The sequence below is a fragment of the Nonomuraea sp. NPDC048916 genome (assembly GCF_040649575.1).
Lineage (GTDB): Bacteria > Actinomycetota > Actinomycetes > Streptosporangiales > Streptosporangiaceae > Nonomuraea.
The window spans coordinates 183833-200139 of the sequence record NZ_JBEZFS010000006.1 but is presented as its reverse complement, the minus strand read 5'-3'; the positions used below and the strand labels follow the sequence as shown (position 1 = coordinate 200139).

The following is a 16307-nucleotide window of genomic DNA, read 5'->3' as shown; positions in this document are numbered from 1 at the left end:
GTGACGTCCTTTCAGCAGGCGCGCATCGACCTCGGCAGCCAGCTCCGGCAGCTGCGCGAGACCGCCCACCTGTCCGGCAAGGAGCTGGCCGAGAGGTTGCGCTGGCAACCCTCCAAGGTTTCCCGGCTCGAGAATGCCAGGCAGACACCGACCGAAGACGACGTCGTCGTGTGGGCGCAGGCCGTACATGCCGCTCCCGAGACGACGGACGAACTGATCAGACAGGCGATCGCGCTGCTGGAGCGGCACGACGGCTGGAAGCAACGCCACCGCAGCGGCCTGGCCGCCATCCAGGAGGACATCCGAGACCTCGAGTCGAAGACCAAGCTCTTCAGGGTGTTCGAGCCCAACATCGTGGTCGGGCTGCTGCAGACGGCGGAGTACGCCGGGCACGTGTTCCGCAAGGTGAAGCGCCTCTACAGCGCGCCCGACCAGATCGACACCGCGGTCCGGATCCGGATGCAGCGGCAGGAGATCCTCTACGACCGCAACCGCTCGTTCAGGTTCGTCGTGCACGAGTCGGCCCTGCGCACCCGGCTGACCCCGCCCGACGTCATGCAGGGCCAGTTCGACCGGCTGCTCGCGGTCAGCACCTTGCCCAACGTGGAGTTCGGGGTCATCCCGTTCGGCGCGGAGCTGCCGGCCTCGCCGATCAACGGGTTCTGGATCTTCAACGAGGCCCTGGTCATCGTCGGGACCATGACGAAGGACCTGCTCCTGCGAGATCCCGACGACATCGCCTTCTACGCGCGGGCCTTCGACGACTACGCGAAAGCGGCAGAGTTCGACGAAGCGGGAAGGGATGTCATCATCCGCATTCTTGACGAATACCGGAAACAAACACCACATTAATCCTCGCAATTGCTTGCCCGTCGCCGCAAGATCGTGCAATTCTGTCGCGGGAGACGTTGCGGAGGTGACGCATGATGCTTGACACCGCGCTCAGCCTCGAGCGGTTCGCGTGGTATGCCGGTCGTCACGCTGACCTGTCGGTCCAGAGCATCGCCCTGGCCAGCGAGCCCGCCTACGTGTCGGTGCGCAACAGGTTCTCCGCCACCCTGATCGAGAGCGTCACCTGCTCCGAGGACGGCAGCTTCGTCACCTCGTGGGGCTACCGCCTCGGCACCGTCGACGACGTCGAGGGCGCCGCCGCGCGGCTCGCCTTCCTCCTCGCCGCCCTGCCCGCCTGACCTCTGCTCTCAGGACGACCGTCTCAGGTGCCTGCCGTGGGGCCTGCCGTCTCAGGGGCCTGCCGTCTCAGGGGCCTGCCGTCTCAGGGGCCCTGCGCGAAGACGCTCACCGGGATGCCGGCCTCCCTGGCCGCGGCCGTGCGGGCGTGGGCGAGCAGCCGGGCGCCCGACAGGACGTCGGGATGCAGGGTGTAGCGGATGACCAGGCCGTCGAGCATGGCGTCGATCCGCTCGGCCGCGCCCTCCGGGTCGTCGCAGGCGAACTCGCCGGAGCGAGTGCCGTCGGCCAGCACCCGGCTCAGCGCCGTCAGCCAGGTCGCCTCCAGCTCCAGCATGATCTGGTTGACCGCTGGCTCGCGCAGGGCGGTGTTCCAGGCGTCGATCCAGAGGAGCCAGCTCTGGTCGGATCTCGACTCGGGGATGTAGTAACGCAGCACCCTGTCGAGGCGCTCGACCGCCGTGCCCGGGCCCTCGACCAGCTCGTCGAGCTTGGCGCTCTCGAGGTCGAGGGCGGCCCGGAGCATGGCGGTGATCAGCTCGTCCTTGGTGGCGAAGTGGTAGTGGACGAGGCCGCCGCTGACGTTGATGGACTTGGCGATGTCGGCGATCCGGGTGTTGGCCAGACCTCGTTCGAGGACCACCCTGCGAGTGGCCTCCAACAGCTCCGCCCTGCGCTGGTCAGCCTGCTCGGCCCGGCTCGTACTCCGCACCGGGCAAGCCTATCCGTCCCCGGCGGCCCACCTCGAACGTCGCGGCCCGCTGCATAGCGGGCTTTCCGCACCTCCGGGGTGTCCTGCCCGGGGGCCGGGTGGGGATGGCGGTCATCGGGCCGTCCTGCGGTTCGGGTGAAAGACCCACACGCGCAGCAGCAGGAAGCGCACCAGCGTGGCGCACGCGTTGGCGATGACGACGGCGACCAGTTGCACCTCGTGCGAGACACCGTCGGGCAGCAGTGCCAGCCCGCCGGTGGTGAGCACCAGCCCGACGAGGAACGCGATCAGCCCTTCGACCTGGTGCCGCAGCGCCCCCGCCGGACCGGTCACGCCGAAGGTGAAGCGGCGGTTCGCGGCGGTGTTGGCCACGGCCGTGACGAGCAGCGCGACCGCGTTCGCGGCGAGCACCGGGGTCATCTCCCGCAGCAGCGAGAACAGCAGCAGGTAGGCGGCGGTGCTGATCACCCCCACGATCGCGAACCTGGGCAGCTGCCGGGCCATGCCGCGCGGCAGCCGGGCCTCGCGCACGTGGACGGGCATCGGGAGGCTGGCGGCGCCGGACAGCGTCCGGCGGGCCACCCTGGCCAGGCCGCGCAGGTCGTCCAGGGCGGTCCGCACGATGTCGACGCGGCTGTCCGGATCGTCCACCCAGTCGACGGGCACCTCGTGGATGCGCAGCCCGTGGCGTTCGGCGAGCAGCAGCAGCTCGGTGTCGAAGAACCACTCCTCGTCCTCCACGGCGGGCAGCAGCGCCCGCGCGATCTCGGTGCGCACGGCCTTGAACCCGCACTGCGCGTCGGAGAACCGCGCGCCCATCAGGGAGCGGAGCAGCAGGTTGTACGAGCGGGAGATGAACTCGCGCTTGGGGCCGCGCACCACCCGCGACGCCCTGGACAGCCGGGTGCCGATCGCCAGGTCGCTGTGGCCCGACAGCAGCGGCGCGACCAACGGCAGGAACGCGTCGAGATCGGTGGACAGATCGACGTCCATGTAGCTGACGACGTCGGCGTCACTGGCCGACCAGACCCGGCGCAGCGCCCTGCCCCTTCCCTTGGCGTCGAGATGCACGGCTCGCACGTGCGTCAACTCGGCCGCCAGCTCCCCGGCGAGCCGCCAGGTGTCGTCGGTGCTGGCGTTGTCCGCGATCGTGATCCGGAAGCCGTAAGGGAACGTGCTGGTGAGGTAGGCGTGCAGCCGGACGACGCTCTCGCGCAGGGCCCGTTGCTCGTTGTGAACCGGGACGACCACCTCGACCAGGCGCGTCTTGACCGATGCTTCCATGCCCCCAGCTCACGTCCCAGGTTTAAACGGACTTATCCGATTATGAGCGTGAGGTGAGAGTCCCCGGTAGCTTGATCGTCGCGATCACGCCGCCGCCGGGGGCGTTGGCGAGCCGCGCGTCTCCCCCGGCCTCGGCCACGGCCTGCGCCACGATCGCCAGGCCCAGCCCCGAGCCGGGCAGGCCACGAGCCGACGACGACCGCCAGAAGCGCTCGAAGACGTGCGGCAGGTCCTCCTCGGGGATGCCCGGCCCTTGGTCGCGGACGGTCAGCACGCCGCCGCGCAGGGCCACCTCGACCTGGCCCGGGCCGAACTTGGCGGCGTTGTCGATGAGGTTGAGCACCGCCCGTTCGAGGGAGGCGGCGTTGCCGACCACGTACCAGGGCTGGAGGTCGGTGGTGACCTCGGCGCCGCGCAGCCTGGCCCGCCCGACGGCGGCCGTGACCACGTCGTGCAGGGCCAGCTCGACGTGCGGCTCGTGGTCGGTGTCGCCCCGGGCCAGTTGCAGCAGGTCGCCGACGAGCGTGGACAGCTCGGCGAACTGGGCCTTCACGTTGACCAGCAGCCGCTCCTTGGCTCCGGGATCGAGCCGCCGGCCGGTCTGCTCGCTGCGCAGCAGCAGGTCGATGTTGGTGCGCAGGGTGGTGAGGGGCGTGCGCAGCTCGTGCCCGGCGTCGGCGACGAGCTGCTGCTGCCGGTCACGCGACCCGGCCAGCGCGGCGGTCATGGCGTTGAAGGAGGAGCCGAGGCGGGCGATCTCGTCGGTGCCCTCGACCGGGATGCGGATGTCGAGGTCCTCGGTCTGGGCGATGTGCTCGACGGCCTTGGTCAGGCGGCCGACGGGCGCCAGGGCGGCCCGCGAGACGGCCATCCCGGCCCACGCCGCCCCGAGCACTCCCAGTGCCGCGACGGCGCCCAGCGCGATGGCGAGGTTACGCATCGTGCGCTGGACGTGGTAGAGCGGCCTGGCCTCCATGACGGCGACGCCCGGCTCGAAGTTCACCGTCACCACCCGGACCGCCCGGCCGCCCGTTGTGCGGCCGTCACGGTAGACCGGCTCCGCTCGATCGGTGGTGAGCCTCTTGTCCGGCTCGGTCACCACGATCGGCGGACCCAGCGAACATGTGCTGCCATCGGCGTAGAGCAGCGTGGCGTACCCGAAGAAATCGGAGGTGCCCTGGGGCGTGCAGTGCTCCTTCAGCCACCTCTGGTCACCCGGCCCCTCCGGCTCCATGATCGTCTGGTCCAGCTGGCTGATCAGCTGGCGTTCGACGATCAGCCACGACAGCCCGGCGCAGACGGCGATGGCGACCGCGACGGCGATCGTGACCAGGAGGGTCAGCCGGGAGCGCAGGCTGCCGCGTCTCACGGCGCCGCCCGCAACACGTAGCCGACCCCGCGGACCGTGTGGATCAACCGCGGCTCGCCGCCGGCCTCGGTCTTGCGCCGCAGGTACATCACGTACACGTCGAGCGAGTTGGACGTCGGCTCGAAGTCGAACCCCCAGACCTCGCCGAGGATCTGATCACGCGTCAGCACCTGGCGCGGGTGCGCCAGGAACAACTCCAGCAGCAGGTACTCGGTCCGGGTCAGGTCGAGCGGCCGGTCGCCGCGGGTGACCTCCCGGGTGGCCGGGTCCATGCGCAGGTCGCCGTAGGACAGCACGTTCGCCGGGACGCCCGTGCCGAGCGCGCCCCGCCGCAGCAGCGCGCGCACCCTGGCCAGCAGCTCGTCCAGCTCGAACGGCTTGACCAGGTAGTCGTCGGCGCCCGCGTCGAGGCCCGAGACCCGGTCGCCGACGGCGTCGCGGGCCGTCAGCATGAGCACCGGCACGTGGTTGCCCATCGCGCGGAGCCGGCGGCAGGCGGTCAGCCCGTCGAGCCTGGGCATCATGACGTCGAGCAGCACCGCGTCGTAGCTCTCGCCCGCCAGCCGCTCCAGCGCCGCCTGCCCGTCGTTGGCCGTGACGACCCGGTAGCCCTCGAACTCCAGGCTCGACTGGAGCGCCTCGCGCAGCGCGGGCTCGTCGTCCACCACCAGCAATCGCGCCGACTCGCTCATGCCCACAAACCTAAGGGGCCCTCATGAGAACCCCATGAAGGCTTGGTGATGTCATTCGCGCATCCGCATCGCGGCATCCATCAGGCCAGCAGCGCCATGGCCGCGTTGTGGCCGGGGATGCCGCTGACGCCGCCGCCCCTGTGGGCGCCGGCCCCGCACAGCAGGATCCGCTCGTGCTCGGTCTCCACGCCCCAGCCGCCTCCGTCCGCGTACGGCCAGCTGAGGTCGCGGTGGAAGATGTGGCCGCCGGGGAGCCCGGCCTCGTTCTCCAGGTCGACCGGGGTCTTGGCCTCGACGCACAGGCTGCCGTCGGGTGCGCGCAGGAGGCAGTCCTCGATGGGCTCGGCCAGGACCCGGTTGACGGAGTCGAGGGTGGCGCGCAGGGCGTCGGCACGCGCCTCCTCCGGATTCTCCCGGAAGAGGCGGGCGGGCATGTGCAGGCCGAACAGCGTCATCGTCTCGGCCCGGCCCCGCAGCTCGGGGCCGAGGATGGACGGGTCGGTCAGCGAGTGGCAGTAGACCTCGGCGGGCGGCAGCTCGGGGATCCGGCCGGCCGCCGCCTGCGCGTAGGCGCGGGCCAGCTGGTCGCGGCTCTCGTTGATGTGGAACGTCCCGCTGAACGCGGCCCGCGGGTCCACCGTGGCGTCCTTGAGCCGGGGCAGCCTGGTCAGCACCATGTTGACCTTCAGCTGCGCGCCCTCGGGCGTGCTCTCCGGCCTGCCGAGCACCCGGTCGAGCACCGCGGGCGGCAGGTTGACCAGCACGTGGCCGCCCGTGACCGTGTGCTCGCCGTCCTCCGCCCGGAACGTCACCTCGCCGGAGGGTGAGATGCCGATGATCTCGGCTCCGGTCCTGATCTCGGCCCCGGCCTGCCGGGCGGCGGCCTCCAGCGCCCCGGAGACGGCGCCCATGCCGCCCACCGGCACGTTCCACTCGCCGGTGCCGTCGCCGATCACGTGGTAGAGGAAACACCGGTTGGCCAGCAGGTCGGTGGCGGGGTCGGCGAACGTGCCGATCAGCGCGTCGGTCAGCACCACGCCGCGCACCGTGTCGTCGCCGAACCGCTCGTCCACCGTCCGGCCGATGGGCCGCCGGAAGAGGTCGCGCCACGCCTCGGCGCCCACCAGCCGCTCGATCTCGCCGGCGCTCCTCAGGGGTTCGAGCAGCGTGGGCGCCAGCGTCCGCGCCACCTCGCCGGCCATGGCGTAGAAGTCCCGCCACGCCTTGTGGTCGGCCTCTCCTCCGGTGACCTCCCTGAACGAGGCCGCCGTCCTGGCCTCGTCGCCGTTGTCGACGAGCAGCCCCGTGCCGCCCGTGGGCGTGTAGGAGGCGTAGCGGCGGCGGCGCAGCTCCAGGTCGAGGCCCAGGTCGCGGACGATCTTCGTCGGCAGCAGGCTGACCAGGTAGGAGTAGCGCGACAGCCGCACGTCCACGCCGGGGAAGGCTCGGGCGGAGATCGCCAGGCCACCGGCGTGGTCCAGCCGTTCCAGCACCAGCACCCGCCGCCCCGCGCTCGCCAGGTAGGCCGCGGCGACCAGCCCGTTGTGCCCGCCACCGGCAACGACGATGTCATATCTGCCCATGTCGGCACCATACGGCCCAGAGCACATCAACCGTCAAACGCGAACCGCCGGGTTCACGGACGGCTGGCGATGGCGAGCAGGGTCGCGGCGGGGCCGGCGAGGGCACGGCCCCGCCGCCAGACCGCGCGCAGATTCCGCACGAGGTTGAGCCCGGCCAGCGGCACCTCCACCAGCCGCCCCGTGGCCAGCTCCGCCTCGACGGCGTAGCCGCTGAGCACCGCGGGCGCCGATCCCGCCTGCGCCGCGCCCTTGACCGCCGAGTTGGACCCCAGCTCCAGGCGCGGGCTGGCCTGGCGCAACCCCTTGAACGCCACGTCGAGGGTCTCCCGCGTGCCCGACCCCGGCTCGCGGACGACGAGCGGGGTGGCCGCCAGCTCGGGCCCCCTGAGCACGGTACGGCGACGCGTCCAGGGATGCCCCGGAGCAACCACGACCACCAGCCGGTCGGTGCCCACCACCCGGCCGGCCAGCCCGTCGGGCACGTTCGGCCCCTCGACGAAGCCCAGTTCGACCTCCTCGGCCAGCACCCGCCCGGCGACGTCGGCGGAGTTGACCACGTCCAGCCCCACCTGGACCTCGGGGTCGCGGTCCTGCAACTCACCCAGCCAGCGCGGCATCAGATACTCGGCCACCGTCATGCTCGACGCGACCCGCAGATGGGCGGCCCCGCTGTGCCGTACGGCCTGCGCGGCCCGCATGAGCTCCCGGGCCGCGGCGAGCACCTGCGTGGCCCAGTCCGCCACCATCCTGCCCTCGATGGTGAGGGTGGAGCCGCGCGGAGTCCGCTCCAGCAGCGGCAGGCCGAGCCGGCGCTCCAGCTGCGCGACCCGCTTGCTGGCCGACGGCTGCGCGATGCCCGCCGCCCTGGCCGCCCGTCCCAGGCTGCCCAGCTCGCCCACGTCGACCAGGAGCTGGAGCGAGTCCAGATCGGGCAGTTCACTCATAGCCTCAGGCTATGGCCTACCAGGCAACGCGGGGCTACCGGAGCCGCCCGGTGTTCCGAAGACTCGGAGGCATGCCCTTCGCCGATCGCCTGCCCGGTGTCGTCGCGGCCCTGGCGGCGGTGGTGCTCGCCCTGGTCGCGAACCGTTTCGTGCCCGCGCTCAGCCCGGCCATGGTCGCGGTCGTCACCGGCGCCCTCGTGGCCAACCTGTGGGGGATCGACGAACGGCTCCTGCCCGGCCTGCGGTTCGTCGCCAGACGGGTGCTGCGGGTCGCGATCGTCCTGCTCGGGCTGCAGATCTCGGTGCCGCAGGTGCTCGCGCTGGGCTGGCAGGCACCGGCGATCGCGGCGGTCGCGACCGGCGTCACCTTCACCCTCACCCCGCTGGCCGGCCGCCGCCTCGGCCTTCCTCCGGGCACGTCGCTGCTCGTCGCCGCCGGGGTGTCGATCTGCGGCGCCGCGGCCGTCGCCGCCATGCGCCAGAGCGCCGCCGCCACCGACGACGACGCGGCCGGCGCGCTCAGCGTCGTGGTCCTGTACGGCAGCGCGGCCATCCTGGTGGTCCCGCTGGCGGCGGCCTGGCTCGGGCTGTCGAACCCGCAACTGGGAGTGTGGACGGGCGCGGCGGTCCACGAGGTCGCCCAGGTGGCCGCGATCGGCTCCGCCACCGGTGTCCTCGCCACGGCGATCACGGTCAAACTCGGCCGCGTCATCCTCCTGGCCCCGATCATCGCCCTCACCACCATGCGCCGGCGCCGCTCCCCCGCCCACGTCGCGACGTGGAGCGGTCCGGAGAGGGACCCCGGGAGCGCTCCAGCGGGACGCCGGTGGAGCGGTCCGGCGGCGCGGGCGCCGGTGGTGCCCCTGTTCGTGGCCGGGTTCCTGGCGATGGTCGCGCTGCGCGGCACCGGCCTGGTGCCGTCGCTGGTCACGGAGGTCGTGCCGGAGGTGACGAACATCCTGATGGCCGCCGCGCTGTTCGCCCTGGGCACCGGGATCGACGCCCGCAAACTGGTCAGGGCCGGGCGCGTGATGGTGCTCGGCGCGATCGCCACCGGATTCGTCACCACCGTCTCACTGACGGGTGTCATGATCCTGATGTGAACGCGCGGACGGGCGGCTCACAGGGCACACAGTGTGCCCATTTCGGCACAAAATCCGTGAAATACACTGAAGCGCGCGTTCTACCTGATTTCACATCAGATCACACAAGGAGCACCGGACTCACCATGCCCAGCACCGCAGACCCCATCCTCCAGCAGTCCGACGAGGTGGCCGAGGCCCTGGCCGCGGGCGCCGCCGTGGTGGCGCTGGAGTCCACGATCATCTCGCACGGCCTGCCGCAGCCTCGCAACCTGGAGGTCGCCAGGGAGCTGGAGGGGATCGTCCGGGAGGCGGGCGCCGTGCCGGCCACGATCGCGGTGCTGGACGGCGTCGCCCGCGTCGGGCTGAACGAGGTGGAGCTGGAACGCGTCGCGACCGAGTCGGGCCTGCGCAAGCTGGGCCAGCGCGACCTGCCCGTGGCGGCGGCGCTGAAGGCGAGCGGCGCGACCACCGTGTCGGCGACCTCGTTCCTGGCCGCCCGGGCGGGCATCCGGGTCTTCGCCACGGGCGGGCTCGGCGGCGTGCACCGCGGCTGGACACAGGACCAGGACGAGTCGGCCGACCTGGACACCCTGGCCCGCACCCGGATCACCGTGGTCTGCGCCGGCGTCAAGTCGATCCTCGACGTACCCTCGACGCTGCAGCGCCTGGAGACCCGTGGCGTGACCGTGGCGGGCTACCGTACGGACACGTTCCCGGGCTTCTACCTGCACTCCTCCGGCGAGCCCGTCGACTGGCGGATCGAGTCGCCCGAGCAGGCCGCGGCCGTCATGCGCGGCCAGGACGCGCTCGGCGGTCAGGAGAGCGCGCTGATCGTGGCCAACCCCGTGCCGGTGGACCAGCAGCTCGACCCCGCCCTGCACGACCGCGTGCTGGCCGAGGCGCTCGCCGCGGCCGAGCGTGACGGCGTCACCGGGCAGGCGATCACCCCGTTCCTGCTCGGCTACCTGGTGCGCGGCACCGGCGGCGCCTCGCTGGAGGCCAACCTGGCGGCGGTCCGGGGCAACACCGCCCTGGCGGCGCGGATCGCGCTCTGCTGGGCGCGGCGGTGAGCGACCGGGGCCTGCTCATCATCGGCGACGTCGTCACCGACGTGGTGGCCATGCACGGCGCGCCGGTCCTGGCGGGCACCGACACGGCCGCGGACATCATGCTCCGTCCGGGCGGCTCGGGCGCCAACACCGCCGCCTGGGCCGCCCACCTGGGCGCCGACGTGCGGCTGCTGGCCAAGCTCGGCTACGACAGCAGCGAGTGGCACACGACGGAGCTGGTCAGAACCGGAGTCCGCCCGCACATCAGGGTGGAGCCCGGCCATCCGACGGCCGTGGTCATCGCGATGGTGGACAAGTCCGGCGAACGTTCCATGCTCACCAACCGCGGCGCGGGCGGCCGGATCTCCACCGAGGACTGGGACCGGTCCATGCTCGACGGGGTGGGCCATCTGCACCTGTCGGGCTACGTCCTGTTCGCCGAGCCGGGCCTGGAGCTGGCCCGGCTGGCCATGTCGGAGGCGGCCGCCGCCGGGGCCGGCATCAGCGTCGACCCCGCCTCGACCGGCCCGCTGCGCGAGTTCGGCGTGGCGCGATTCCTGCGCGAGACCGCCGCCGCCGGCCTGATCATCCCCAACCTCGACGAGGCCCTCCTCCTCACCGGTGCCCCGACGCCGGCGCGCGCCGCCGAGATCCTCAGCGAGAGGTACGGCACCGCCGTGGTGAAGCTGGGACCCCAGGGCGCGCTGGTCGCGACAGGAGGACGAATCCTGGCGACTGCCGAAGCGGCGCCCGCCAAGGTCGTAGACTCGACCGGAGCCGGAGACGCGTTCGCAGCCGGATACCTCACAGCACAACTCAAGGGCGCCCACGAAGCGGCGGCTCTGCAGGCGGGTTGTCAGGCAGGCGCCACATGCGTGGCCCTGGTGGGCGGTCGGCCACGGTACGGTTTGGAAGTGAACCGTCTTTACCCTATTCACACCGATTGATAGCTTGCCGCGTAGGCTGCACCATTAGCCACATGCGTATTTCCTAGCAACGCGGCTCACTCTGGGGAGGATAAGGTCCGCCGATGGACGTCGAGTCATCGATCTGCCTGAGCGACCTGGTCCCTGCCCTGCGCTGGAGCCGTCCCCAGCAGGTCGCGGAAGCCCTGGGCGATCCGCGGCTGCCAGTCGGCTGGTGGTCGTCGCTCGCGCTGTCGCGGGCCCTCGGCACGGCCGGCCTCGACTGGATCTGCGAGCGGCTGGCCCGCCTCGCCGCCTCCCGCTGGGATCACATGCCGCTCGCCGACCTGCTGCCCGCGCTCAGTGTGCACCACGTCGACCCGGCGCTGCCCGGCTGGCCCGAGGCCACCCGGACCGCGATCGCCGGCCTGGGCGGCTGGCACCGGCTGCGCCGCCTGGCGCCCGGCGACCTGGCCACGCCCTCGGCCACGCCCGAGGCGGTGATCGGCTCGGTGTTCCGCGAGGTGCTCGGCCATCTCCAGAGCGACACCGCCCGCCCCGTCCTCGCCGCCCCCGCGCGGGCGGGACATCCGGAGGCCACCCGCCCGCTGCTGCCGCGCGGCACCGTCCCCGGGCAGCGTGAGGGAGCGGCCGTCCAGGGCACGACGGGCCCGGCCCAGCCCGAAGCCGCGCCGCAGGCCGGTTCGTTCTCCGCCCAGCCCGGAGCCGCCTCCCAGACGGGCGGCTTTCCGGCCCGAGGTCTTCCGCAGCAACCCGGTCCCTATCCCGCCCAGCCCCAAAGCGGCGGCTATCCGGCGCAGCCCGAGAGCGCACCCCGTGCCGGCGGTTACCCTGGCCAGCCCGAAAGAGCGTCCCGCGCCGGCGGATACACGGGCCAGCCCGACAGCGGGCCACAGACCGGCGGTGTTCCCGCCCAGCCCGGCTCCGCCCCACAGACCGGCGGCTTCCCCACCCCATCCGACTCCACCCCGCAAACCGGGGGCTTCCCCTCCCCATCCGGCAGCGCCCCACAGACCGGCGGTTTCCCCTCCCCATCCGGCAGCGCCCCGCAAACCGGGGGCTTTCCCGCCCAGCCCGGATCCGCCGCACAATCCGGGCCCGCGTCGCCAGCCGGGCCCGCCTCGGCACCCGGCTCCGCCTCCCAGACGGGCGGCTTCCCCGTCCGGCCCGGCTCCACCCCGCAGACCGGCGGTTTTCCCGCCCAGCCCGGCTCCGCCGCGCAGCCCGGGCCGGCCTCCCAGGCGGGCGGGTTCCCGGGGCAGCCCGACAGTCCATCCCAGACCGGCGGGTTCCGGGCGCCGGGCGAGAGTGCTCCCTCGCGCCAGACCGGCTCCTTCCCCGCCCAGTCCAACGGCCTCCCCCAGCGCCCGACCGGCGATCGCCAGAAGGCGGACCCGCTGGCCGGCCCCCCGAACGGGCTGTCGGGCGCGCCCCACACGGGTCCGCTGCCGAGCGTGAGCGACACCGGCGCCTACGGCGGGGGCGCCGACCCGGCCGCCGCGTCCGCGCTGTCCGACACCGACCACGCGATGGTCCGGGTCGTCGACAGCCTCTTCCGCGGCCTGGACAAACTCGAACTCGCCGTGGCCGTGCACCGGCTGTTCGCCGAGGACCCGATCAGCCTGCGCACGCTGGCGCACAAGATGCTCGTCGACCGCGACGTGCTCTCCCACGCCCAGCGCACGGCGGAGGAGCGCGTGCTGCACTGGCTGCGCTCGTCGGAGTCGGCTCCGGTGACCGGGCACATGTTCCGGCTGACGGAGTGGCTCGGCTCGGCCGCCACGCAGGAGCAGCTGATCGGCGCCGACCCGGCGCACCCGGTGATGGTGCCGTCGCTGCGCACTCCGCTCTGGCGGGTGCTCGTCACGCTGATGCCCGACCGCCGTCTGCAGGACGGCTGGCTGGTCATCGGCGACCTGCACCGCCTCCAGGACCGCACCCGGCAGCTCCTCGCGACCCGTGCGCCCGACACCGACGTGATGGAGGTGCTGAGCGAGCTCGGCATCCGCACCCACTCGGCCAAGGCGTGGCTCGACGCCCTGCCGCCGGAGTCCGCGGCCCACTCCGTGGCCTCCTCCCAGTCACCGGCCCAGCCGCTGCCCCGCCGCACTCCCGGAGCCAACGGCCACCACCATCGGGGCGGCCAGCCCATTCCCGCGGCGCCGGCCGGGGCGATCGACCCGTCGGCGGCGCTCGCCACGCTCTCGGCCCTGTCGGGCGGGCGCTCGCCGATGCTTCCCGGCCTCGCCGGCGCCCCGTCCACACCGCCGCCTCCGCTGCCGAGCCCGTCGTCCGACCCGCGCCGCTGGCAACGCATCGAGGTCACCCCCGAGCACCTGCGCGGCGGGCCCGTGCCGGTGCCGGAGGGCTACGCCACCCAGCTCGGCATGCGCCCGGGCACCCTGCTGTCGGTGACGGGGCCGGGCGACAACGCGATCGTCCTGGTCTGGCAGGGGCACCAGCCGGTCTTCGACTCGCTCCAGCCGGTGCTGATGCGGCTCAACGCCCGCCCGGGCGACCAGGTGTACGTGACGGTCGACGGCTACCGCCTGGAGGCGCAGCTCACGGGCTGACCTCAGCCCTGCTCACCGAGGTCGAACAGGCGCAGGCGATGCGCCGTGGCGGCGGCCTCGCCGCGCGAGGCGACGCCGAGCTTGGCCAGGATGTTGGACACGTGCACGCTCACGGTCTTGACCGCGATGAACAGCTCACCGGCGATCTCCCGGTTGCTGCGCCCGGCCGCCACCTGGCGCAACACCTCCAGCTCGCGCGCGGTCAGCCCCAGCGGCGGCCCGCCGGGCCCGGGCGCGGGCCCGCCGGCCAGGGAGATCCCGGCGCGCCGGGCCACGTCGTCGAGCTCGGCCAGCAGCGGCGTGGCGCCGAGCCGGTCGGCGTGCTCTCGTGCCCGGGTCAACCAGGTGGCGGCCTGCTCCCGGTCGCCGTACGCCAGGGCCGACTGGGCGGCGCCGCACAGTGCGTGGGCCTCCGCGTAGGGCTGGCGCAGCGCCGACCAGGCGGTCACGGCCTCGTCCCAGATCTTGAGCCGCCGGGCGGGCTCGTCTCCGCCGGAGGGTGACCCGGCCAGGGCGGCGAACGTCAGGCGCTGGGCCCGCTGGAGATCACCCTCCGCGTCGAGCCGTTCCACCAGCGACCGCAGCTCCGCGAGCAGCGGCCCGCCGAGCCGCGCGAATGTCAGCAGGAGCGGCCAGGAGTAGCGCGGGCTGGCCATCAGGTCCTGCTCGCGCAGCGTGCGCGCGGCCAGCTCCCGCGCGTCGTCGGCGCGGCCGCCCGCCAGCAGCAGCTCGAACTCCCTGCGCACGTGCGGCAGCACGCTCTGGTCGCGGAAGATGCCGCTCGACAGGACACCACGCGAGGCCACCCACAGCTGCTGCGCCCGCTCGACCAGGCCGCGGGCGAGCGCGATGTCGCCGGCCAGCCCCTGCAGGCTCGCTCGGAACGCCGGGGGCGGCGCGAGGTCGAGCGCGTGCTCCACGACCTCGAGCGCGTCGTCCCAGCGCCCGAGCGACACCAGCGGCTCCGCCAGGTTGATCGACAGGAACGCGCCCGAGGTGCGGGCCAGGCCGTGTCGCTCGGCCTCGGCGATGCCCTCGCGGGCTACCCGGGCCGCCTGCTCGTGCCGGCCGGCGCCTTCCAGCGCGTCGGACTCGGAGATCGCGCAGCGTATCAGCGCGTTGTAGGCGCCGGCCCGGGCCGCGATGCGCCGCGCCTCGCCGAACGCCTCGATCTGCGGGTCGATCTCGGAGTAGCGGGCGCGGGTCCAGGCGATGGTGATCAGCGCGTTGGCTTCGACGGAGGTGTCACCGGCCGCGCGGGCGAGCTCGACGGCCTGGTGCGCGACCCGGAGCTTCTCCGGCCAGTCGCCGGGGGCGTGCAACATCCGAGCCAGATTCTCCAGCACCTGGGCACGAAGTATGCCGGGCCCCTCGGCGGGCACCAGGGCGGCGGCCTCGCGCAGGTCGTCGAGGTAGCCGGGCCTGCTCATGTCGTAGCGGACGAGGCCGCGCTGGCGCAGCAGCCGGGCGGCCCTGATCGGGTCGGTGTCACGGTCGACCTCGGCCAGGGCGGCGTTGGCGAGCGCGTGGGCGCGCTCGAACTCACCCGCGAGGTGGGCGACCGTGACCGCCTGCCTGAGCACGCCGACGTGATCGGCCCCGATGCGCGCCGCGGCGTCCGGCACCTGCTGCCACAGCTCCAGCACCCTGGACAGCATCCGGAGCTGCTCGTCGTAGGCGGCCGACCTGCGGGCCGCGGCGGCGGCGTGCCAGGCGCTGACCAGGGCCCAGTCGGCGTCGCGGGCGGCGTGCCAGTGGTGCGCCAGCTCGATCGCGCCGCGCGGCGCGGGCAGGATCGACAGGCCACGCTCCAGTGCCTGCGCGAAGCCGGTGTGCAGGCGGATGTGCTCGCCCGGCAGCAGATCCTCGTGCAGCGCCTCGCGGATCAGCGCGTGCCGGAAGGAGTAGCCCTCGCCGTCGACCATCAGCACGTTGCCCGCCACGGCGGGCCGCAGCGCGCGGGAGAGCGTGGCGTCGTCGAGGCCGGCCACGGCGGACAGCAGGTCGTGCTCGATGCGCTGGCCTCCCGCGCTGGCCACCCGCAGCAGCTCCTGGGTCTCCTCGGGCAGCCGCTCGACGCCGGCGAGCAGCAGGTCGCGCAGCGACTCGGGCAGTGCCTCACCGCCGCCGGCCTCACTGAGCAGCGCCTCGACGAACAGCGGGTTGCCCTCGCTGCGGGCGTAGATCAGATCGATGACGGTCATGGACGGCTCGTGCTCCAGGATGCTCGCCGCCTGCGCGACGACCTCGCGGCGGGTGAGCCTGCGCAGCTCCAGCCTGGTCACCCAGTCGATCCGGCCCAGCTCGGCCAGCAGCGGGCGGAGCGGGTGGGTGCGGTGCAGCTCGTCGGACCGGTAGGTGACGGCGATCAGCAGGGCGGCGTCGGAGCGCTGGTAGCGCACCAGGAACGAGAGCAGGTCGCGGGTGGAGCGGTCGGCCCAGTGGGCGTCCTCGATGATCAGGGCCACCGGCCGGTCCTCGGCCAGCCGCTCCAGCAGGCCCAGCATCTGCTCGAACAGCCGGGCACGGGCCTCCGAGCCGTCTCGGTCGGGCTCGCCGAACTCGGGCAGCAGCCGGGCCAGCCCGCGGGTGGTGCCGCCCGGCACCAGCGCGGCGACACCGTCGCGGCCCAGCTCGCGCACCAGGCCGCGCAGCACCGCGGTGAAGGGGGCGAACGGCAGGCCCTCGGTGCCGAGTTCGAGGCAGCCGCCGGCGAGGACCAGCGCGTCACCGGCGCGCGACCCGAACTCCTTGATCAGGCGCGTCTTGCCGACGCCGGCCTCGCCGCCGACGATCACGGTGGACGAGGCCCCCGCGCGAGCGGCGGCCAGCGCGTCGACGAGCGCGGCGAGCTCGTCGACCCGGCCGACGAACAGGGGGCTCACCGTATGGATGGTCACGC

At 73.2% G+C, this 16307-nt stretch carries 13 protein-coding genes; 6 read left to right on the top strand and 7 right to left on the bottom strand.

What is annotated here, in order from left to right:
- Together AB0C16_RS08170 and AB0C16_RS08165 are read left to right on the top strand one after the other, a co-directional pair.
- Positions 1 to 852 (top strand): helix-turn-helix transcriptional regulator, encoded by an 852-nt coding sequence (locus tag AB0C16_RS08170; protein WP_357680235.1) that lies wholly within the window; start codon positions 1 to 3, stop codon positions 850 to 852.
- A gap of 71 nt (positions 853 to 923) precedes the next feature.
- Positions 924 to 1190 (top strand): hypothetical protein, encoded by a 267-nt coding sequence (locus AB0C16_RS08165; protein WP_357680233.1) that lies wholly within the window; start codon positions 924 to 926, stop codon positions 1188 to 1190.
- 83 nt (positions 1191 to 1273) lie between these two features.
- Here AB0C16_RS08165 and AB0C16_RS08160 read toward each other — a convergent pair whose 3' ends face one another.
- From AB0C16_RS08160 to AB0C16_RS08135, 6 genes are all read right to left on the bottom strand, one after another.
- Positions 1274 to 1900: a TetR/AcrR family transcriptional regulator gene (locus AB0C16_RS08160; RefSeq protein WP_357680231.1), complete on the bottom strand. Its 627-nt coding sequence runs from the start codon at positions 1898 to 1900 to the stop codon at positions 1274 to 1276.
- A 111-nt stretch (positions 1901 to 2011) separates the two neighbouring features.
- Entirely contained in the window at positions 2012 to 3184 is a 1173-nt protein-coding gene (locus tag AB0C16_RS08155) for a bifunctional glycosyltransferase family 2/GtrA family protein (RefSeq protein ID WP_357680229.1), read from the bottom strand.
- Between the two features lie 40 nt (positions 3185 to 3224).
- A complete protein-coding gene (locus AB0C16_RS08150; protein WP_357680227.1) occupies positions 3225 to 4553 on the bottom strand; it encodes a HAMP domain-containing sensor histidine kinase in 1329 nt (442 codons plus the stop codon).
- Positions 4550 to 5245 carry a response regulator transcription factor gene (locus tag AB0C16_RS08145; RefSeq protein ID WP_357680225.1) on the bottom strand — a complete coding sequence of 232 codons (696 nt, stop codon included), beginning with the start codon at positions 5243 to 5245 and terminating at the stop codon, positions 4550 to 4552. Before AB0C16_RS08145 ends, AB0C16_RS08150 begins: the two co-directional genes overlap by 4 nt.
- Before the next feature lie 80 nt (positions 5246 to 5325).
- Positions 5326 to 6828, bottom strand: a complete 1503-nt coding sequence (locus AB0C16_RS08140) for an NAD(P)/FAD-dependent oxidoreductase (RefSeq protein ID WP_357680223.1) — start codon at positions 6826 to 6828, stop codon at positions 5326 to 5328.
- Positions 6829 to 6881: 53 nt separating this feature from the next.
- A complete protein-coding gene (locus AB0C16_RS08135) occupies positions 6882 to 7772 on the bottom strand; it encodes a LysR family transcriptional regulator (protein ID WP_357680221.1) in 891 nt (296 codons plus the stop codon).
- 71 nt (positions 7773 to 7843) lie between these two features.
- Here AB0C16_RS08135 and AB0C16_RS08130 point away from each other — a divergent pair, with 71 nt between their 5' ends.
- The 4 genes from AB0C16_RS08130 (at position 7844) to AB0C16_RS08115 (ending at position 13405) form a co-directional block, all read left to right on the top strand.
- Positions 7844 to 8875 carry a putative sulfate exporter family transporter gene (locus AB0C16_RS08130; RefSeq protein WP_357680219.1) on the top strand — a complete coding sequence of 344 codons (1032 nt, stop codon included), beginning with the start codon at positions 7844 to 7846 and terminating at the stop codon, positions 8873 to 8875.
- A 125-nt stretch (positions 8876 to 9000) separates the two neighbouring features.
- Positions 9001 to 9927, top strand: a complete 927-nt coding sequence (locus AB0C16_RS08125) for a pseudouridine-5'-phosphate glycosidase (protein ID WP_357680218.1) — start codon at positions 9001 to 9003, stop codon at positions 9925 to 9927.
- Positions 9924 to 10853 (top strand): sugar kinase, encoded by a 930-nt coding sequence (locus AB0C16_RS08120; RefSeq protein WP_357680216.1) that lies wholly within the window; start codon positions 9924 to 9926, stop codon positions 10851 to 10853. The genes AB0C16_RS08125 and AB0C16_RS08120 overlap by 4 nt, the downstream gene beginning before the upstream one ends.
- An 83-nt stretch (positions 10854 to 10936) precedes the next feature.
- Complete coding sequence (locus AB0C16_RS08115; RefSeq protein WP_357680214.1) at positions 10937 to 13405, top strand: hypothetical protein; 2469 nt, start codon at positions 10937 to 10939, stop codon at positions 13403 to 13405.
- A 2-nt stretch (positions 13406 to 13407) separates the two neighbouring features.
- Here AB0C16_RS08115 and AB0C16_RS08110 read toward each other — a convergent pair whose 3' ends face one another.
- Positions 13408 to 16305: an AAA family ATPase gene (locus tag AB0C16_RS08110; RefSeq protein ID WP_357680212.1), complete on the bottom strand. Its 2898-nt coding sequence runs from the start codon at positions 16303 to 16305 to the stop codon at positions 13408 to 13410.
- Between the last annotated feature and the right edge of the window lie 2 nt (positions 16306 to 16307).